Source organism: Geomobilimonas luticola, from assembly GCF_018476905.1.
GTDB lineage: Bacteria > Desulfobacterota > Desulfuromonadia > Geobacterales > Geobacteraceae > Geomobilimonas > Geomobilimonas luticola.
The window spans coordinates 56690-76307 of sequence record NZ_JAHCVK010000010.1; the positions used below are offsets into that span (position 1 = coordinate 56690).

Sequence of the window (19618 nt, forward strand, 5' to 3'; positions counted from 1 at the left end):
TCCAGCAGCATACCATATAGATAGACGACAATACTAAACTGCCCGCAAGGGCAGGACGGAAAGCCTACAGGGTCTCACCGAGACAGCCGGGTCGCCGAAATATCGAATTTCGATACGAGGCCCCGGCATTTTTTTGTTCTTATCCCGGGGCGGAAAGGACACGTTATGGTGACCGAGTCGGGAGATGTAAGTTGTTCGCCACAGGTACTGGCACCGGTGAGCGGTGTGCCGGTCGTTCGCACTGTTATTGCCCTTGCGGCGGTCGTTTCATCACTGATGTTCGTCATTCCCGCATTTGGCGCGGAGCAGCCCGGTGACTGCCAGTCGTTTATTGACGGCGTCGAGGCATACAAGCAGAAGGATTTCGTTACGTCACAGGGAAAGTTGAAAGCTGTCATGGAGAACTATCCCGACAGCCCCCTCAGGGACGTGGTTCTTTTCTGGCTGGCCCGTTCCTACTACAACAACGGTAATCAGAGGGAAGCGGCGCGCAACATGTCCACCTTTGCCAGGGAATATCCTGACAGCCCGCTGCTTGCACTGGTGGAAGACGACCTGAAAGAGCTCGTGACCCGCTACGAGAAAGGGGAACTTCTGCCAGCTCTGGCCGGGAAAACCATCCCCGCCGGCGGCTGACAACGGAGAGCGGACCTCTCGGCGGGGTGCTGCTTTCGAAAGATGCTCTTTACGCTTTAAGGCGAGGTTCAAGTGTGGTAATACTTATTCCCATCAAACGAGAAACCGCTGTCAGGGAATAACCATGTATTGGGAGCACTTCGGATTTACCGAGCCACCGTTTGCCCTTACGCCGAACCCCGATTTCCTCTTTCTGAGTACCCATCATCAGGAGGCATTCGCCCATCTCCTGTTTGCCATCGACACCCGCGCCGGTTTCATCGAACTTTCGGGGGAGGTGGGGACCGGCAAGACGACCATAATCCGGACGATCCTGAACCAGCTCGACCCGGAAACCCACCGGACCGCACTCATCTTCAACCCGACCATATCCCCCCTCGGTCTCCACCAGGAGATCAACCGCGAATACGGCCTTCCCTGCACGAGCAGTGATGTCCGCGAACTGCATATATCGCTCAATGAATTCCTCCTCGAACAGAACCGCGCCGGCCGCACCGTCGTCCTTGTCATCGACGAGGCCCAGAATCTTTCCACCGACGTGCTCGAACAGGTACGGCTCATTTCCAACCTGGAAACCGAGCGCGACAAGCTGATCCAGATCGTGCTCGTTGGGCAGCCCGAGCTGCAAACCATTCTTGCCCGCCAGGACCTCCGGCAGCTCAACCAGCGGATCACGGTCCGTTATCACCTGAAACCGATGGAGTTCGACGACGTCCATGACTATATCCGCCACCGGGTAAAGATTGCCGCGGGGGGTGGGGAGCCGGTCTCCTTTGCGCCCGGTGCGGTCAGAAGGATAGCGCGGTTTTCAGGAGGACTTCCCCGGTTGGTTAACGCAGTCTGTGACCGGGCGCTGCTCCTGGCGTACACGATGGAGACCAGAGACATTTCCCCTGCTATGGCTGCCCGGTCGATCCGCGACGTTGGCAGGGAGGAAAGGCGCCCTGCGTTCCGGGTCAGCCGCGTCATGTATGCCGTATTCGTCGTGCTTCTGCTGACAGCGGCCGGGATGGCGCTTCTTGTCCAAAGCACCGTCGCGACGCGGGAGCGGACGGTGAAACTTGCCATCACACCGGCTGAACGCCCCGTTGCCGTTCAGGAGGAGGTGGTCGACGGGGTAAAGGTACTCCAGCAGCTCCTCAAGGGGACTGGTCATTACAACGGTGCCCTGACCGGCACTTTCGACAGTGCGACGGAGAGTGCAGTCCGCGACTTTCAGAAGGCGGAACGGTTGAAGGTCGACGGCAAACCGGGGGGTAAAACCCTGGCACGTCTCTACCAACTCGCCGGGGGAACCTTTACGTCCGTTTCTTCAGCTGTCCGGGAACGGGGAATAGAGGGCGCGGGAGTGGGGGGGGCACCGGGGTCGACGGATGCGAGGCGGTCGCCATGAGCATGATACTCGATGCATTGCGCAAGATGGAGCAGGATCGCCGGATGCGGCGCCAGGCTGGGTCGGCCCTTCGACCGGAGGTGCTCAGTTACCGGGGCCGTTCGTCCAAATCCCCCCGGCTGCCTGTTGTTCCCCTGTTCATCGGCATCCTCCTCGTTGCAGCCGGGGCCGGCGTTGGGCTGTGGGTCAGCAGCCGCGAAAAACCAGCTCCCTTGCATCCAGCCGTTCAGGACACCCAGGCTGTCAAGGTCCCGGAGGTCCTGCCCCCCGTCAGACCCGCACAACCGCCAGCCCCACAGCCCCTTCCGCCACTGCCGACCCCTGCCACTGCGACTCCGCCTCCGGTGCCGGTCAGGAAGGGCCCTGTCGCAGCACCCCTTCCCCGCACCGTGGAACCGGCAGGTACTGCCGGCATCACTATCTCGGGAATAGCATGGCAGGATGAAAGGGAATTGAGGCGGGCGGTTGTCAACGGGGCGCTGGTCGGGGAAGGTGCCGACGTGGGGGGAGCCCGTGTCGTTGAGATCAAGGAGAATCGTGTCAGGTTTTCGCGAGGCGGCCAGGTATTTGACGTCCTGTACTCTTCGGCCTTCCCGCGTCAGTGACGGTATGGACGCCATTCTAACGCCGGTTCATTTTCCTGAAAGGAGCGAAATATGAAATATCCAGGGAGAACGTCGGGGCATCTCACGGCCATGGTCCTGGCATGCCTGCTTGCAGGGTGTGCCGGTGATGGCAGTCTGCTGGCCGAAAAGATTAAAGTCGGTGAGAGTGCGGTCGTTGCCGCGCGGGAGAGTTCCGCGTCGGTCAGCGCCGCAGCCGAATTGAAGAGTGCGGAGGAAAAACTCACTGCGGCACGGGCGGCAGAGGTCGAGAAGGAGTATGACGCGGGAGTCAGGCTGGCCGAAGAAGCACAGGTTGACGCCGACTATGCCCGGGCGAGGGCGACTGCGTCCAAAGCCAGAAAAACGGCAGAGGAGTTGCGCGCAAACGTAAAGGCCCTGAAAAAGGAAGTCGAGTCGATGCCACTGCAGTAGGGTGTAGCGGCACGTTGCAGGAATGTGGCGACATTGATCGCAAGAATGTTTGGACACGTCATTCATTATTCAAGGGGGTAACCCATGACCAGATTTGCGTCGGCACTGGGAAGAGGAGCGGGTAGCATCATGCTAATGAGTCTGCTGGCGGCGTGTGGTCCGTCTCCGTCGGACATGATGGCCAGGGACCGGCTGGAACAGGCGCGTACCGCATATAACGCGGCAAAGGGAAATCAGGATGTTCAGGTGTATGCTCCCGTCCCCCTGATCGAGGCGGAAAAGGCCATGGCGCTGGCGGAACGGGCCAAGGACCCGGCCGATATTTCCCATCTGTCGTACCTTGCCGAAAAGCGTTCACTCATAGCCGTTGCCATTGCCGAGGGGAAAGTGGCCGAGAACGATGCCCAGCTTCTCAATCGGGAGAGTTCGGAGATTCTTCTGATGAAGCGGGAGCGGGAGACGAAGATTGCCAGGAGCCGTGCCGATGCGACGGCGGCGGAACTGGAGAAGATACGGCTGGAATCCGAAATGAAAACGCGTGAACTCGACATGATGAAACGGGAGGCGGAGAAGGCCAGGCTGCTGGCAGATGCTAAGATCCGTGAATCCCAGCAGCTGCTGAAGGAGATGACCGAACTCAAGGCCCGGCAGACCGAACGGGGGATCGTTCTGACTATTGGAGATGTGCTCTTTGCTACCGGCAAGGCCGACATCACGAGCGGCGCCAAGCGCAGCATGGACAAGCTGGCAGAATTCCTCAAGGCTCAACCGACCCGCAATGTTGTGATTGAGGGGTATACCGACAGTGTGGGGAGCGACAGCTATAACCTTGACCTTTCAAAAATGCGTGCCGAATCTGCCAGAAACGAGCTCGTTGAGAGGGGGATAGCGGCTGAGCGGATTACGACCCGGGGGTTTGGCAAAAGGGACCCGGTGGCCAGCAACGATACTCCGGAAGGACGTAAATTGAACAGACGGGTGGAAGTGATCATTCTGAACGAAGTGGCAAAACCGGAAGGGCAAGCCCCCTGAAGGCCTTTTTCAACCCCCTGTCTTAATGAAACTGCTTGACACCTTTCCGCTCAGGATGTCAGAATTCGTAGCATATATCACATTTGACCAGATGATTGATGAGACTTTATTGTTTATGAAAGAACAGCACCTTTCAGAGATTAACCCGCTACACATGGTTGGCGGAAGCGCTTCGAAGAGTTGTCCCGGTCAACGCTCCCGCTTTGTAAAACGAATGAAATGGCAGGCGGGGGTAGCGGCATTCATTATGTTCTCCCTCCCCGTTGTCCTGCTTCCCCGGAGGGTTGCCGTAAAATTCGGCGAACTGACCGGCATTCTTTTTTTTCACCTGTTCCGTCGCGAAAGAATCAGGTCAATCGAGAACATCAAGGATTCTCTCTCCTATTTCGAACGCAAGGGGGGATTGAATTCCGCCCATGGTTCGCCCTACGCGATTGCCCGACAGACGTTCGCCCATTACGGAAAATCCATGGTCGAAGTCCTCAAGCTTTATTACGGCTTTGGGGGAGAGCTCATCGACAATGTCGAAATCCGGGGGCTTGAGCATTACCGTAAAGCCTGTGATCGGAACAAGGGGATCATCTTCATTACCGGTCATTGTGGAAACTGGGAGTTGATGGCTCTGGCATTCGGGGCTCGCCACGCACCCGTTTCGGTCGTCGCGAAGCGTCAGAGCAACCAGTTTTTCAATTCGGCGGTAGAGAAGCTGCGCAGTAACTTCCGCAACGGTGTAATCTATGCCGATGGCGCAGCACGCAAGGTTTTCTACGAGTTGAGAGAAAAGCGCATTGTGGGGATTCTGCTGGACAAGGTGGTAAAGCCCCAGGAAGGCGCTATGGTCGATTTTCTGGGGAGACCGGCCTGGACACCGACCATGCCGGCCATCATAGCTGAAAAGACCGGCGTTCCCCTTGTTCCCATATTCATCCATCGGGAAGGTGGCAGGCATGTCATCACCATATCCCCCGAGGTACAGCTTGCAAAGGACGACACCGGAAAGACGGATCCCGTGGCGGTTACGCAAGAGCTGACACACTACATTGAACATTACATACAGATGCATCCCAGCGAATGGATGTGGATGTACAAGCGCTGGAAAAATGTGTGAAGGTGCGAATCACCAGAATAGAGGTATGCTTGAAAGTGTCCATCCGCACATGCCGGATGTGGCACTTTCTGCTTTCAGGCCGGATAAGATGAAAGTGCACGACGCTTTCGAGGAGGTTGCAATGACTCGCTATCCCATGATGTTCCGTTTCTTGCTGCTTGCCCTGCTGCTCTGCGCTGTTTCTTCCCTGGCCGGCAATGCCGTGGCTGCCGCCACCGATACGGAATGGCCGCGAACGTACAGCGACCAGGGGATGAGCGTCACCGTTTATCAACCCCAGCCTGAATCCTTGGAAGGAACCCTGCTGAAAAGCCGTGCGGCCATTTCGGTCATACCCAAAGGGAAAACGGACCCGGTTTTCGGTGCAGTCTGGCTTGAGTCCAAAATTGCCATCGACCGGGACGAGCGGGTCGTCCAGGTTCTCAGTACCGACGTGCCGCGGGTACGCTTCGCGGACGTCACCTCGGAACAGCAGGAATATTTCAGCAGATTCCTCGAACATGAACTCAATACGGCACATCTTTCCATGAACTATGACCAGCTTCTCGCCAGCCTCAGTATCGCCCAGAAGGAGCGCAGGGAGGCGGAGGGGCTGAACACGGCTCCGCCAAAAATCATATTCGAGACGACCCCGTCAATACTCGTGTCCATCGACGGCGAACCCCGTTTCCGCGAAGTCGGGGGTACGAAGCTGAAGCGGGTTGTCAATACCCCCTTCTTCATCGTCCTCGATACATCGACAGGGACCTGCTGGCTGAACGGCGGCATCAGATGGTTTGCCGCACGTGACATACGGGGACCCTGGCAGCAGAACCCGTCACCTCCCAAAGAGGTAACCGGCGCGCTCTCGGCCGAACTGGACACCGTAAAGGCAAACATCCCCAAACGGGAAAACCCGGCCGACCAACGGATACCCAAGATCATCGTTGCCACCGAGCCGACGGAACTGATTGTCTTCGACGGCGAACCGAAGTTTTCCCCCCTTACCGGCAGTGAGCTTCTTTATGTAGTCAACACGGAAGACGACGTCTTCATGGAGATGACACGTCAGCAGTACTATGTGGTCCTTGCCGGCCGGTGGTACCGGAGCGGCTCGCTTAAAGGACCGTGGGAATTTGTCCGTCCCGACCGTCTTCCGGAGGCATTCGCCAGAATACCCGAGTCGTCGGAGAAGGGTAAAGTGCTCCCCTTTGTGGCTGGCACGCGCCAGGCGCAGGAGGCCTCCATGGATGCCCTTATCCCGCAGACTGCTGCCATCAAGCGTAACGAGGCCAGGTTGAACGTCGTGTACGATGGCGAACCCAGGTTCGAGCCGGTTCCCAAAACGACCATGGAACAGGCGGTCAATACGCCGGAAACAGTACTCAGGATTGGCGACAGATATTACTGTTGTCACCAGGCGGTCTGGTACGTGGCTGGTTCACCTGAAGGTCCGTGGGTGGTTGCCGACTATGTCCCCGCCGAGGTACAGACCATTCCCCCCGAAAGTCCTGCGTATAACGTGAAGTACGTCCGGATCTACGACGCCACTCCCGATGTGGTGTACCTCGGTTATACCCCTTCCTACCTGGGGTGTTATCCCTATTACGGTTCGGTCGTCTACGGCACTGGCTATTCATACCCGTCCTATTTTGGCCCCGCATACTACTACCCGCGCCCCTTCACCTGGGGGTTCCACGTGAACTTCAACCCCTGGACCGGCTGGAGCTACGGCATGAGCTGGAGCGTCGGCTGGCTGGATTTCAGTCTCGGCTTCGGTTACTACGGCGGCTGGTGGGGACCGGGGGGGTATGTCTGGCGCCCCAACCATCACTACATCTCCCGGCCGGTCAATATCTACCGGCCGGTAGGCATGACTACCGGAACCAGGGGCGCTGGCACGCGGTTTGTCGACGGCAACCGGCCGCTCCGGAACACCACGAACATTTACCGTCGTGGCGATAACGCCAGGTTGCTGGCTGATGGCGGTGCCTGGAGCAGGGTGGGGCGGCAGACTTCCGTTGCCCCGAGAACCTCCCCGAGGGGGCAGGTGAACAATGTCTTCACCGACAGGGACGGAAATGTCATGCGCCGCAGCAGGGACGGCAGCTGGCAGCGGCGGGAGCAGGGGGCGTGGAGGCCTGCGGAGAGAAAAACGGGTGCAACGGGTGACGTGCGGCCGGCAATGAACCGTGGCAATGGGACCACGCTCGATAGCGATTACGAAGGACGCAGGAGAGGGGTCGAGCGGGCGCAGAGTTATCGTCCTCCCCAGAGTTACCAGCGCTCCCAGGATTATCGATCCCCGTCTCCCCGGGGGTACCAGCGGCCGGCCGACGGCTATTCCCGCCCTTCTGGGGGAACTGTTGCTCCCCCTCGTGGTGGCGGTGGTTACTCCCGTCCTTCAGGGGGGGGCGCTTCCCGTGGAGGGGGCCATGTTCTGCCGTCCGGTGGAGGGCGGAGCCGGTAAAGCGTCAAGAGAAGTAGTCGGGTGGGCGCGAGCTCTCCGGTCGTAATCGTGAATCATGCTATCCGCCGAACCACGGAAAGGGCTGGGACAGATGCGAGTGCTTGCGGGAGACATCGGCGGAACATCAGCGCGGCTTGCCTGTTTCGCTGTGCATGACGGGAAGATGGAACCACTCGCAGAGCGCTGGTACAAAAGCCGTGAGCAAGGCAGTCCCGTTGAGGTTGTCCGGAGCTTCATGCAAGAGTCCGGAATGGTGGTTGATCGGGCCTGTTTCGGTGTTGCCGGACCCGTAAGGCAGGGAACGGTGCTGACGCCGAACCTGCCGTGGGTCGTCAAGGGGGATGAGCTGGCAAGGTGTCTGGGGCTTCCCGCGGTGACGGTCATCAACGACCTGGAGGCGAATGCCCACGGCATAAACCTCCTGGGTGACGAGGATTTTGCGATTCTCAATCCGGGTGTCTCCAGTCCGGGAGGCACCATTGCCGTCATTTCGGCAGGTACCGGGTTGGGGGTCGCCTTTGCGTACTGGGACGGAGCCGGTCATCGTCCCCTTCCCAGCGAAGGCGGGCACGCCGATTTTGCTCCCCGGAACGAACTGGAGGCGGAACTTCTCCTTCATCTCCGTACCGAACATGGCCGGGTCAGCTGCGAACGGGTGGTTTCCGGGCCCGGGCTCCGGAATATCTACCGCTTTCTCCGTGATGGCAAGCATGTTCCGGAGAGTCCGGAGGTCGCTGCCGAAATGCTCGCCGATGACCCTTCCCGTGCCATATCCCGGGCCGCCCTTGAGGGGCGCTGTGAACTCTGTGCCCGGTCCCTTGACCTCTTCGTCTCCCTTTACGGGGCCGAAGCGGGGAATGTGGCGCTCCGTTACCTTGCTACCGGCGGAGTTTACGTGGGGGGGGGGATCGCCCCCAAGATCATCGACAAGCTCAGGGAGCCCCACTTCATGATGGCCTTCACCGCCAAGGGGAGGCTCAGCCCTCTGCTGGAAACAATTCCGGTGCGAGTCATTCTCAACGAACGGACCGCTCTCCTTGGTGCAGCGCGCTGTGCCATCCTGGAGAAGGAAGTGTGCGGCCAGGAATACCGAATCTGACGGCCCCCGGGAGGCAATGCAAAGGTGTGCTCCCTTTTTTCTTGACACCAGGGGGGAACTGTTTTATAAACTTTGGTTCCTGAGGTAGAACATACTGACCTCTTTGGCCATTCCAGGGAGGTTTTTCATACTCAAAGCTTGGCGGTGTAGCTCAGCTGGTTAGAGCATACGGCTCATATCCGTAGTGTCCGGGGTTCAAGTCCCTGCACCGCCACCATTCCAACCCCTCTTTACGAAAGAGGGGTTTTTTTATGTCCGTAATTTGCTAGTATAGCGTGGATATCGGGAACTCCCTTCGGAGGGAAGTGTGCAGCGTCAGGCTTTGGAGACAATAACGGAATACGGGATGTTCGCAGCCGGGGACCGGGTCGTGGTGGCCGTATCGGGCGGGGCCGATTCCGTGGCGCTCCTTGATTTTCTCGTCAATCTCCGGGAAATGGGGCTCTCTCTCGTGATTGCCCATCTCAACCATCAGCTCAGGGGGGAGGAGTCCGATGGGGATGAGGCGTTCGTCGTCCGCCTGGCGGCCGACTACGGCCTTTCCGTCGAGACCCTCCGGGTGGACGTGCGTGAGTTTGCTACGCGGCAGAGACTTTCCCTGGAAGAGGCGGGGAGGGTGGCACGCTATGACTTCTTCGACGAAGTTGCCGCACGGCACGATGCGCGATGCATTGCGCTGGCCCACCATGCCGACGACCAGGCTGAAACGGTGATGTTGCGTCTGCTGCGGGGGGCGGGAGGAAGCGGCCTTGCCGCCATGCTTCCCCGTTCGGCAGACGGCAGATATGTGCGGCCTTTCCTGCGAGTGACACGCCGGGAAATAGAGGCATACCTGGCCGCACGCAATCTCTCCTTCCGTACCGACAGCAGCAACACCGATACGAGCTTTCTGCGCAATCGGATTCGTCATGAACTGCTGCCGTTTCTCGCTGGCTATAATGGGAACATTGCGGCGCGCCTGGTGGCGACTGCAGAGTCATTGGCCGCCGACGAGGAGTTGCTTGAGCAGGTTGTTGCCGCTGCGTTCGATCGACTCGGCAGTTTCGAGCGAACTGGAACCAGACTGCTCGTGAAGGTTCTGACAACCGAATCGCGAGGGCTGAGGTATCGTCTTTACCGTCATGCCCTTCGTCTGGTTAAGGGCGACTTGGCCCGGATCGGTTCACTCCACCTGCAGTCCATCGACCGCCTCGTACATGACGCCGGTTCCGGCGCAAGCCTCAGCCTGCCAGGGGGATGCCGGGTGACGAAGAGTTACGGCCATCTCGTGTTCACCGCGGGAGGCAGTGGTGAGCACCCCATGGACTGGGAAGTGCCGGTGGAGGGACCGGGCCGCTATCCCCTTCCCGGCGGCAGCGTTCTGGTAGTGGAGCCGGCTGACTCTCCCGCCGGCCTGCGGATGACATCGCCGACCGTTACCTTTCTGGACGGGGAACAGGCCCCTTTCCCCTGGCTGGTACGTAACTTTCGTGCGGGCGACCGGTTCGTCCCCCTTGGCATGACGGGGCATAAAAAGGTCAAGAACCTCCTGATCGACTGCAAGGTTCCCCGCGATCGAAGGTGGCGTATTCCCCTGGTATTCAGCTCGTCCCATCTTGTCTGGGTGGCCGGCGTGCGAGCTGCTGCAGAAGCGCGTCTGACGGCGCCTACAGCGGATGTGCTGAAAGTTGAAATTCTCGGTCTGGATCCCTTAAAGGGCTTGTAAAGCAGGGGCTCTTATGGTACTTTTCTTCGTTAAAACGCGTTTGTAAAAGCCGTTACGGACTACCCACGCTGCCGGTCACGACTCCGCAGCTTAACCGACTCAAGAGGAGGCACCTTGAACCAGTTTTATAAAAACCTCGCACTCTGGCTCGTCATCAGTCTCATGATGATACTTCTCTTCAACCTCTTCAACAAACCGAAGCCGACCCAGGAAAAGCTCGCCTTCAGCGATTTCATTGCGGCGGTGGACACGGGCAAGATCAACGCGGTTACCATCCAGGGTAACGAGGTCTACGGCAAGTATACGGACGGCAAGGATTTTCGCACCTACAAACCTTCTGATGCCATGCTCTCCGAGGCGCTCCTGGAGAAGAAGGTCGCCATAAACGCCAAGCCGGAAGAAGAAAAGTTTTCCTGGTTCTCCATCTTCATCTCCTGGTTCCCGCTCCTCTTCCTGGTGGGAATATGGATTTTCTTCATGCGCCAGATGCAGGTGGGTGGCGGCAAGGCCATGTCCTTCGGTAAAAGCCGGGCCAAGCTCCTTACCGAAGCCCAAGGGAAGATCACCTTCGAGGATGTGGCCGGGATCGAGGAAGCGAAGGAGGAACTGGAAGAGATCATCTCCTTCCTCAAGGACCCGAAGAAGTTCACAAAACTTGGTGGGCGCATCCCCAAAGGTGTGCTCCTCATGGGACCTCCGGGTACGGGGAAGACCCTTCTGGCGCGCGCCATCGCCGGCGAGGCGGGGGTGCCGTTCTTCTCCATCTCCGGTTCCGACTTCGTGGAGATGTTCGTCGGTGTCGGTGCGAGCCGGGTCCGTGACCTCTTTGTCCAGGGGAAAAAGAGCGCTCCCTGCATCATCTTCATCGACGAGATCGATGCCGTCGGCCGTCATCGCGGCGCCGGTCTCGGCGGAGGTCACGACGAGCGGGAGCAGACCCTGAACCAGCTTCTGGTCGAGATGGACGGTTTTGAGTCCAACGAGGGGGTCATCCTGATCGCAGCCACCAACCGTCCCGACGTCCTTGACCCGGCGCTGCTCCGTCCCGGCCGTTTCGACCGCCAGGTAGTGGTTCCCCGTCCCGACGTGAAAGGGCGCGAAATGATTCTCAAGGTTCATGCCAAGAAGGTTCCGCTTTCACCCAACGTCGATCTGGGGGTCGTTGCCCGGGGCACTCCCGGCTTTTCCGGCGCCGATCTCTCCAACGTGGTGAACGAGGCGGCGCTTCTCGCCGCCCGGAAGAACAAAAACGTGGTGGAGATGATCGACTTCGACGATGCCAAGGACAAGGTCCTTATGGGTGTTGAGCGGCGGAGCATGGTAATATCCGACGAGGAGAAGAAGAACACCGCTTATCACGAAGCGGGGCACACCCTAGTGGCGAAGCTGATTCCCGGCACCGACCCGGTGCACAAGGTTTCCATCATCCCTCGCGGTCGGGCGCTCGGCGTCACCATGCAGCTTCCCATCGAGGACAAGCACAGCTATACCAAGGAGTCGCTTCTTGACCGGATAGCCGTCCTCATGGGGGGACGGGCTGCCGAGGAGATAATCTTCAACAGCATGACCACCGGCGCCGGCAACGACATCGAGCGGGCTACCGAAATTGCCCGGAAGATGGTCTGCGAGTGGGGGATGAGCGAGAAGCTCGGCCCCGTGACCTTCGGCAAGAAGGACGAGCAGATATTCCTCGGCCGGGAGATGGCGACCCAGAAGAATTTCAGCGAGGCGACGGCGGTGGAGATCGACGGCGAGATCCGGCGGATCGTGGAGCAGAATTACAGTCGTGTCATCCAGTTGCTTAGCGCCAATGTCGATGTACTCCACCAGCTGTCCAAAGAACTCATCGAGAAGGAAAACCTTACGGGGGATGAAGTGGATGCCATCATCAAGGGGGCTGCCACCGGTCAGCAAGGGGAGGTCGCACCATCCTGACCGGTTGTCGTTGCAATTCCCCGCAGTCGTTGAGCTGGACGATCGGCCGCCGTACCGTAGATCTGGCAGTGCGCCCCTGTATCATGGGAATACTCAATGTCACCCCCGATTCCTTCTCCGACGGAAACAGATTCTTTTCCCCGGATAAGGCAGTTGAACGCGCATTGGCCATGGAAGCGGACGGTGCGGACATCATCGACATCGGAGGCGAAAGTACCCGTCCCGATGCGCCGCCGGTTTCCACGGAGGAGGAGTTGCGGCGGGTCGTTCCGGTCGTGGAGCGTCTCGCCGGTCGTCTGCGGGTGCCCCTGTCCATCGACACCACCAAGGCCGTGGTGGCTGAAGCTGCCCTGTCTGCCGGCGCCGAGATCGTCAACGACATAAGCGCCATGACCTTCGATTCCCGGATGCCAGAGGTCGTCGCTGCAACCGGTGCGGGGATTGTGCTCCAGCACACCCGGGGGACTCCCGTCGAGATGCAGAAGGACACCCGTTATGGTGATCTTGTCGGCGACATAAAGATGTTTCTGGAGGAGGCAATGTTGAAGGCCGACCGGGCCGGCATTCCCCCTGAAAGGATTGTCGTCGATCCCGGCATCGGTTTTGGCAAGGATTGGGGGGGGAACCTGGAGATCCTCCGCCGTCTGGATGAATTTTCCTCCCTTGGTCGGCCGATTCTGGTCGGGACTTCACGCAAGGCATTCATAGGCAAGGTGCTGGAGCGGAGCGTGGATGAGCGTGTTTTCGGCACGGCCGCAACGGTGGCCCTGGCGCTGGCCGCGGGCGCTTCCATCTTCCGGGTTCACGATGTCAGGGAGATGCGTGATGTTGCGGATATGAGCCGGGCCATTCTACAGGGAACCAGGTGACGCGTTGGGTACCTGGCAACCAATCCTCATCCGCCTGCGATGGTAGGCCCTTTTATCCGGTCAGGTGACAGCGATGGTCGCTTCTCTTCACAACTGGCAATGGCTTGTCGACCTGCTGGACATCCTGCTGCTGGCCTACGTCATCTACCGCCTGATGCTCCTGGTGAAGGGTTCGATGGCGGCACGTGTCATGTTCGGCCTGATCGTGCTGCTTGCCTGCCACAGCCTGTTTCAACTGACCGGTTTTCAGACCGTCAACTGGCTCCTCGACAATCTCCTCGGTTCCATCGTTCTTGTCCTCGTCATCATTTTTCAGCATGACATCCGTCGAGCCCTTGTTGCCCTGAGTCGTAGCCGGTATGGCAAGGAACGGGACAGCGAAGCGACCTCCGCACTGATAGAGGAACTGGTCATGGCGGCAGAAGGTCTGGCCGGCAAGAAGATAGGCGCCCTCATGGTCATTGAGCGGGGAATGTCCCTCGACACCTACATGGCGGTCGGAACGGAGATCGATGCCAAGGTGACGAGCGAAATCATCTCTTCCATTTTCCTCCCCTATTCGCCGATTCATGACGGAGCCGTCATCATCCAGCGGGGAAAGCTGACCAGGGCCGGTTGCTTCCTTCCCCTCACTCAGAATCCCGATGTGAACAAGGCCCTGGGAACCAGGCACCGTGCTGCCATCGGACTTACCGAAATTGCCGATGCGGTGGTGATCGTGGTTTCCGAGGAAACCGGCAGGATTTCAGTGGCGGTTGGCGGAAAAATTACCCGTGACCTTGAAAGCGAAACCCTTCGCAGGGTACTGAGCCGGCTTCTGGAAGCACGGTGGCTCACATGAAGATTCCCGCCTGGCTGCAAGAAAATATGGGAATCAGGATCATGTCACTGATCCTGGCGGTTTTTCTCTGGTCCTACGTGACCGGCGGAGGGGAAACGGAGCGTAGTTTCGTTGCCCGGGTAGAGACGACGCATCTCCCTGACGGCCTGCTCGTGTCGGGTACACCGGTGGAGCGGGTGGAGCTTCGGCTGGCCGGCCCCCGCCTGCTCCTGACAAAAATTTCGGCTGCGGGTCAGCTGACGATTCCCCTCAACCTGACGGGAGTGCAGGAGGGGGTTGTCACCTTTGCCGCGCTTGATACGAAGTTGCCGTTACCTGCGGGTGTTCGGGTTACCCGTATCTACCCTTCAACCGTTGAACTGCATCTGGTTAGGAACGATGGGATGATGACACCTTCAGCCCGTGGCGAGAGGTAGGCGCAGGAAGGTTCCATACCAAGCAGAGCCCCAGATATCAAACCGGCTTGTCCGGGACAGGAGTGCAGCATGAAGAAACTTTTCGGAACCGACGGCGTGCGCGGCGTGGCGAACGTCTACCCCATGACCAGCGAGATGGCCATGCAGATCGGCCGGGCTGCGGCCTATATTTTCAAGAACGGACGTCAGCGGCACCGCATTGTCATCGGCAAGGATACCCGCCTTTCAGGATACATGCTCGAAAACGCCCTGGTGGCGGGCATCTGTTCCATGGGGGTCGATGTGCTCATCGTCGGGCCTCTCCCCACGCCCGGCATCGCCAATATCACCTCCTCTATGCGTGCCGATGCGGGGGTGGTCATTTCCGCCTCCCACAATGCATTCCAGGACAATGGCATCAAGTTTTTTTCCCGCGACGGCTTCAAGCTCCCCGATGAAATGGAACTGAAGATTGAGGAACTCATTTTTTCCAAGAAAATCGATTCCCTTCGTCCCACCGCCACCGAGGTCGGCAAGGCCTACCGCATCGATGACGCAGCGGGCCGTTATGTGGTTTTTCTCAAGAACACCTTTCCCAAGGAGCTGGACCTGACCGGGTTAAAGATTGTTCTCGATTGCGCCAACGGCGCTGCGTACAAGGTGGCACCGGCGGTCTTCGAGGAGCTGGGGGCAGAAGTGGTCACCATCGGCGTGAAGCCGAACGGCACCAACATCAATGCCGGCTGCGGCTCCCTCCATCCGGAGGTGATCAGCGAGGCGGTCAAGGAACACCGTGCCGACCTGGGAATCGCCCTGGACGGTGACGCTGACCGGGTTATTTTCGTGGACGAATTCGGTAACGAGGTGGACGGGGACCACATCATGGCCATCTGCGCCACCGATATGATCAAGCAGAAAAAACTGCGGAAGAACACCCTGGTCGCCACGGTGATGAGCAACATGGGTCTCGATATCGCCGTCAAGAAGGCGGGGGGGAAGATCGTCAAGACCGCCGTCGGCGACCGCTACGTGGTTGAGGAGATGCGGAAGGGGGGGTACAACCTGGGGGGCGAGCAGTCGGGGCACATGATATTCCTCGACCACAATACCACGGGCGACGGCGTACTCTCCGCCCTGCAGGTGCTGGCGATCATGCGCAGGACCGGCAAGACCCTGGCGGAACTGGCGGAGGTCATGATCCCTCTGCCCCAGGTGCTGGTGAACGTCAGGGTTCGGGAACGAACCGATATCATGACCATCCCCGAGGTAGCCGCCCTGATCCGGGGGATAGAGGAGAAGGTGCAGGGGGAGGGGCGGGTACTTATCCGCTACTCAGGGACGGAACCGCTGCTCAGGATTATGCTGGAGGGGCAGGACAAGTACCAGATTACCACCTGGGCCAAGGAGATCGCGGACCTTGTGGAGAGCAAGATCGGAGGTAAGTGAGCATGGCCAAGCTGGGGGTCAATATCGACCATGTGGCGACTATCCGCCAGGCAAGGGGTGGCATGGAGCCCGATCCGGTGGCTGCAGCAGCCATTGCAGAACTGGCCGGTGCCGATGGTATCACGATCCATCTGCGTGAGGACCGCCGCCATATCCAGGACCGGGATCTGAAAATTCTGCGGCAGACTGTCAGGACCAGGCTTAACCTGGAGATGGCAGCCACTGCGGAAATGGTGGCCATAGCCTGTACCCAGAAGCCCGAGATGTGTACTCTCGTGCCGGAGAAGCGCCAGGAGTTGACCACGGAAGGGGGGCTGGACGTCCGCATCCACCAGGAAAGCCTGGCCGATGTGGTCGAAAAGCTTCAAGAGGGGGGAATGCTCGTCAGTCTCTTCATCGATCCCGACCCTGACCAGGTCAAGGCCGCCAGCAAGATAGGAGCCGATTACATCGAGATTCATACCGGGGCCTTTGCCGATGCACGGGGCTTCCGCAAGCAGGATGCGGAGTTGCGCAAGATCGAGAACGCAATCAAGCTTGCCGCCAAGCTCGGGCTCGGCGTCAATGCGGGGCATGGCCTCAACTACAGCAACATCAAGATGGTGGCATCCCTCGGCGGTATCGAGGAGTTCAACATCGGGCACTCCATCATTTCCCGGGCGGTGCTGGTCGGGCTCGACCGGGCGGTGCGGGAAATGGTGGATCTGGTAAAATATGCCTGACGGGGCGACATGATCTTCGGGAATGGTATCGACATTGTGGCCATCAGCCGCTTCGAGCGTTTTGTGGAGGAGAACAATCTTCCGCTCCTGGAGCGGCTGTTTACCCTTCACGAACGCGATTACTGTGCCGCCCGCAAGCGGAGCGCCCAGCACTACGCCCTGCGTTTTGCCGCCAAGGAGGCCTTTTTAAAGGCTCTCGGCACGGGGCTCCGGGACGGCATCTGCTGGCATGACGTGGAGGTGGTCAACGATCCCCTCGGAAAACCCGACTTGCGGCTTTCCGGCCGTGCCCGTGAGCTGTTCGAGAAGCGCGGTCTGCGGCACATTTTCCTGTCCCTGTCCCATGACGGAGACGTGGCTGCCGCATCCGTGATCCTGGAGGGTGAATGAAGGTCGTAACCGGGACAACCATGCAGGAAATCGACCGGCGTACCATTGAGGAGTTCGGGGTGCCGGGACTTGCCCTGATGGAGAATGCGGGGACCGGTTGCGTGGCGGCCATTACGGAGCTATGTGACAGCACGGGGCGGGCCGTTGTGGTGGCGGGCAAGGGGAATAACGGTGGCGACGGCTTTGTCGTTGCCCGTCTCCTGCGCGAGAATGGGTGGCAGGTTGCGACCTTTGTCATTGCCCGCAAGGAGGAGATCGGGGGGGACGCACGCGTCAATCTGGAACGTCTGGGAGATGGTGCGGTAACCTTCTGTTCCGAGCCCGGCATGCTCGGTCATTATGTGGCGGCACTGCGGGAGGCGGACGTCATTGTCGATGCCCTCCTCGGCACCGGGCTCAGGAGCGAGGTGACGGGAGTGTATGCAGAGGCCATCTCTCTGGTCAATGCCGCCGGTCCGCCGGTGCTGGCGGTGGACATTCCGTCGGGGATCGATGCGGCCACCGGCAAGGTGCTGGGAACTGCGGTGCGGGCCGATCTGACGGTGACCTTCGCTTTGGCCAAGTGCGGACATGTTATGTATCCTGGGGTTACGTTTACCGGCAGTCTGAAGGTTGTGGACATCGGCATTCCTGGTGAGGTAACCGATGCCGCGCCCGGCCTTGAATTCCTCGAAGCCGATGCGATCCGGCCGCTGCTGCGCAAGCGTGAGCGTACCTCCCACAAGGGGAGTTTCGGCCATTGCCTTATCATCGCAGGCTCTACCGGCAAGACAGGCGCGGCGGCCATGGCGGCCAACAGTGCGGTGCGAAGCGGTGCCGGACTGGTGACCCTGGCGGTTCCGGCCAGTCTCAGTCCCATTCTGGAGGCCAAAACAACCGAAGCCATGACGCTTCCCCTCCCCGATGGCGACCTCGGGTACCTCGTTAATGCTGACCAGGCTTTCATCGATAATGCCCTGGAAGGAAAAAATGCAGTTGCGGTAGGGCCGGGGCTTTCGCTCCACCCTGAAACCGTCCAGCTGGTGCGTCGGCTGGTTTCAACCGTTTCCCTGCCTCTGGTGCTTGATGCCGATGGGTTGAACGCTGTCGCGGGTGAGCCGGAGGTCCTCCTCCACAAAAAATCACCAGCCCTCATTCTTACCCCCCATCCGGGAGAGATGGCGCGACTGGCCGGCTGTTCGGTGACCGACGTGGAGCGTGGCCGGACAACCGCAGCCCGTGAGTTTGCTGAATACCACGGGGTTTATGTTATTCTCAAAGGAGCGCGTACCATCATCGCTGCTCCGGACGGGCGGCTGGCCATCAATGGGAGCGGCAACCCCGGCATGGCATCAGGGGGGATGGGCGATGTCCTTGCCGGCATTCTGGTGGCCCTTCTCGCTCAGGGTTATGAACCGTTTACCGCCTGCCGTATCGGGGTATTCCTCCATGGCCATGCGGCCGACATGGTGGCGGCTGAGATGGGTGAGATCGGCATGGCTGCCGTGGATGTCCAGGAGCGGCTTCCCTATGCCTGTAACCAATTGATACAATGAATGGAGAGGATACTATGCTGACTGTTGCCGATGTAATGACCAAAGAGGTGATAACTGTAACGAAGGAAACATCCATACGGGAACTGGCGGAACTGTTTGCCCGGAACCGGATCAGTACCGCACCGGTGGTCGACGCAGCCGGCGATCTTATCGGAGTGGTCACTGAAAGTGATCTGATCGAGCAGGACAAGAACCTTCATATCCCGACGGTCATTTCTCTCTTCGATTGGGTGCTCTATGTTGAAAGCGAGAAAAAATTCGAGCGGCAACTGCAGAAAATGACCGGTCAGACCGTGGGGGACATATACCTGGAGGACGTTGTGACGGTGACACCTGCCACCCCCTTGAGCACCGTCGCCGACCTTATGAGCAGCCGAAAGCTCCATGCCCTGCCCGTGGTGCAGGGGAAAAAGGTGGTCGGTATGGTGGCCCGCATCGACCTGATCCGCACCATGACTGGCCAGGAGTGACGGTGCTCGAGGTAGTCACTCGCAGTGCGCTGGAAACCTCGGCCCTGGGGCGGCGGCTCGGTGAACTTCTCGAGCCAGGTGATTTCATTGCCTTGACAGGTGATCTTGGGACGGGTAAAACCGAGTTTGCCAAGGGGGTTGCCGTAGGCGCAGGGGTGGATGGGGCGATTCCCATTACCAGCCCGACGTTTACCCTTCTCAATATGTATCCTGGACGTTTGCCGTTCTACCATTTCGATCTTTACCGGCTTGTCGGCGGGGATGATATTCTGGAACTCGGTTTTGACGAGTATTTTTATGGCGGCGGCGCCTGCCTGGTGGAATGGGCAGAACGATTGCAGGGGGAGATGCCCGGCGACCGCCTGTCCATCACCTTCAGTCACGGGGGAGATGAGTGCCGGCATCTGCTTTTCGAGCCCCATGGCCAGCGCTATGAGGAACTCGTGGAAGGGCTTTTTCCCGGGAACCGGAAAAAATGTTTTGACCCGTTGCAGGATTCCTGCTAATAAAAGCATTCCAACCGTTTACCCTCTTGCCTTAATGGGTGAGACAAGGT

General features: G+C 59.2%; 19 protein-coding genes, 1 tRNA gene and 1 riboswitch. All 20 genes read left to right on the forward strand.

The annotated features are described in order from the left end of the window. Positions 1 to 22 precede the first annotated feature (22 nt). Positions 23 to 99: riboswitch (cyclic di-GMP riboswitch) on the forward strand. Positions 100 to 165: 66 nt separating this feature from the next. Further along, a complete protein-coding gene (locus tag KI810_RS15155) occupies positions 166 to 636 on the forward strand; it encodes a tetratricopeptide repeat protein (RefSeq protein WP_214176409.1) in 471 nt (156 codons plus the stop codon). Positions 637 to 760: 124 nt separating this feature from the next. Continuing rightward, positions 761 to 2029 (forward strand): ExeA family protein, encoded by a 1269-nt coding sequence (locus tag KI810_RS15160; RefSeq protein WP_214176410.1) that lies wholly within the window; start codon positions 761 to 763, stop codon positions 2027 to 2029. Next, entirely contained in the window at positions 2026 to 2634 is a 609-nt protein-coding gene (locus KI810_RS15165) for a hypothetical protein (protein ID WP_214176411.1), read from the forward strand. Before KI810_RS15160 ends, KI810_RS15165 begins: the two co-directional genes overlap by 4 nt. A 51-nt stretch (positions 2635 to 2685) precedes the next feature. Then, complete coding sequence (locus KI810_RS15170) at positions 2686 to 3066, forward strand: DUF4398 domain-containing protein (protein WP_214176412.1); 381 nt, start codon at positions 2686 to 2688, stop codon at positions 3064 to 3066. A gap of 84 nt (positions 3067 to 3150) precedes the next feature. Then, positions 3151 to 4098, forward strand: a complete 948-nt coding sequence (locus KI810_RS15175; protein WP_214176413.1) for an OmpA family protein — start codon at positions 3151 to 3153, stop codon at positions 4096 to 4098. 214 nt (positions 4099 to 4312) lie between these two features. Beyond that, positions 4313 to 5206: a lysophospholipid acyltransferase family protein gene (locus KI810_RS15180; RefSeq protein ID WP_214176414.1), complete on the forward strand. Its 894-nt coding sequence runs from the start codon at positions 4313 to 4315 to the stop codon at positions 5204 to 5206. 121 nt (positions 5207 to 5327) lie between these two features. Continuing rightward, entirely contained in the window at positions 5328 to 7655 is a 2328-nt protein-coding gene (locus KI810_RS15185) for a hypothetical protein (RefSeq protein WP_214176415.1), read from the forward strand. A gap of 91 nt (positions 7656 to 7746) precedes the next feature. After that, positions 7747 to 8754: a glucokinase gene (glk, locus tag KI810_RS15190; protein WP_214176416.1), complete on the forward strand. Its 1008-nt coding sequence runs from the start codon at positions 7747 to 7749 to the stop codon at positions 8752 to 8754. 140 nt (positions 8755 to 8894) lie between these two features. After that, positions 8895 to 8971, forward strand: a tRNA-Met gene (locus KI810_RS15195). Positions 8972 to 9100: 129 nt separating this feature from the next. Continuing rightward, positions 9101 to 10459 carry a tRNA lysidine(34) synthetase TilS gene (tilS, locus tag KI810_RS15200; protein ID WP_214176417.1) on the forward strand — a complete coding sequence of 453 codons (1359 nt, stop codon included), beginning with the start codon at positions 9101 to 9103 and terminating at the stop codon, positions 10457 to 10459. Positions 10460 to 10573: 114 nt separating this feature from the next. Further along, positions 10574 to 12394: an ATP-dependent zinc metalloprotease FtsH gene (ftsH, locus tag KI810_RS15205; RefSeq protein ID WP_214176418.1), complete on the forward strand. Its 1821-nt coding sequence runs from the start codon at positions 10574 to 10576 to the stop codon at positions 12392 to 12394. Between the two features lie 83 nt (positions 12395 to 12477). Continuing rightward, the gene (gene folP / locus KI810_RS15210) at positions 12478 to 13263 is read left to right on the forward strand and encodes a dihydropteroate synthase (protein WP_214176419.1); all 786 of its coding nucleotides are present in this window, start codon (positions 12478 to 12480) and stop codon (positions 13261 to 13263) included. Positions 13264 to 13336: 73 nt separating this feature from the next. Further along, positions 13337 to 14104 (forward strand): diadenylate cyclase CdaA, encoded by a 768-nt coding sequence (gene cdaA, locus KI810_RS15215; protein ID WP_214176420.1) that lies wholly within the window; start codon positions 13337 to 13339, stop codon positions 14102 to 14104. Then, the gene (locus KI810_RS15220; protein ID WP_214176421.1) at positions 14101 to 14520 is read left to right on the forward strand and encodes a CdaR family protein; all 420 of its coding nucleotides are present in this window, start codon (positions 14101 to 14103) and stop codon (positions 14518 to 14520) included. The genes cdaA and KI810_RS15220 overlap by 4 nt, the downstream gene beginning before the upstream one ends. Positions 14521 to 14589: 69 nt before the next feature. Further along, positions 14590 to 15945 carry a phosphoglucosamine mutase gene (gene glmM / locus KI810_RS15225; RefSeq protein ID WP_214176422.1) on the forward strand — a complete coding sequence of 452 codons (1356 nt, stop codon included), beginning with the start codon at positions 14590 to 14592 and terminating at the stop codon, positions 15943 to 15945. Positions 15946 to 15947: 2 nt separating this feature from the next. Then, positions 15948 to 16667, forward strand: a complete 720-nt coding sequence (locus tag KI810_RS15230; RefSeq protein WP_214176423.1) for a pyridoxine 5'-phosphate synthase — start codon at positions 15948 to 15950, stop codon at positions 16665 to 16667. 9 nt (positions 16668 to 16676) lie between these two features. Then, positions 16677 to 17057: a holo-[acyl-carrier-protein] synthase gene (locus KI810_RS15235; protein WP_214176424.1), complete on the forward strand. Its 381-nt coding sequence runs from the start codon at positions 16677 to 16679 to the stop codon at positions 17055 to 17057. Next, positions 17054 to 18592 carry an NAD(P)H-hydrate dehydratase gene (locus KI810_RS15240; RefSeq protein ID WP_214176425.1) on the forward strand — a complete coding sequence of 513 codons (1539 nt, stop codon included), beginning with the start codon at positions 17054 to 17056 and terminating at the stop codon, positions 18590 to 18592. The genes KI810_RS15235 and KI810_RS15240 overlap by 4 nt, the downstream gene beginning before the upstream one ends. 14 nt (positions 18593 to 18606) lie before the next feature. Beyond that, positions 18607 to 19062, forward strand: a complete 456-nt coding sequence (locus KI810_RS15245) for a CBS domain-containing protein (protein WP_214176426.1) — start codon at positions 18607 to 18609, stop codon at positions 19060 to 19062. 2 nt (positions 19063 to 19064) lie between these two features. Next, a complete protein-coding gene (gene tsaE, locus KI810_RS15250) occupies positions 19065 to 19568 on the forward strand; it encodes a tRNA (adenosine(37)-N6)-threonylcarbamoyltransferase complex ATPase subunit type 1 TsaE (protein ID WP_214176427.1) in 504 nt (167 codons plus the stop codon). The last annotated feature ends 50 nt before the right edge of the window (positions 19569 to 19618 follow it).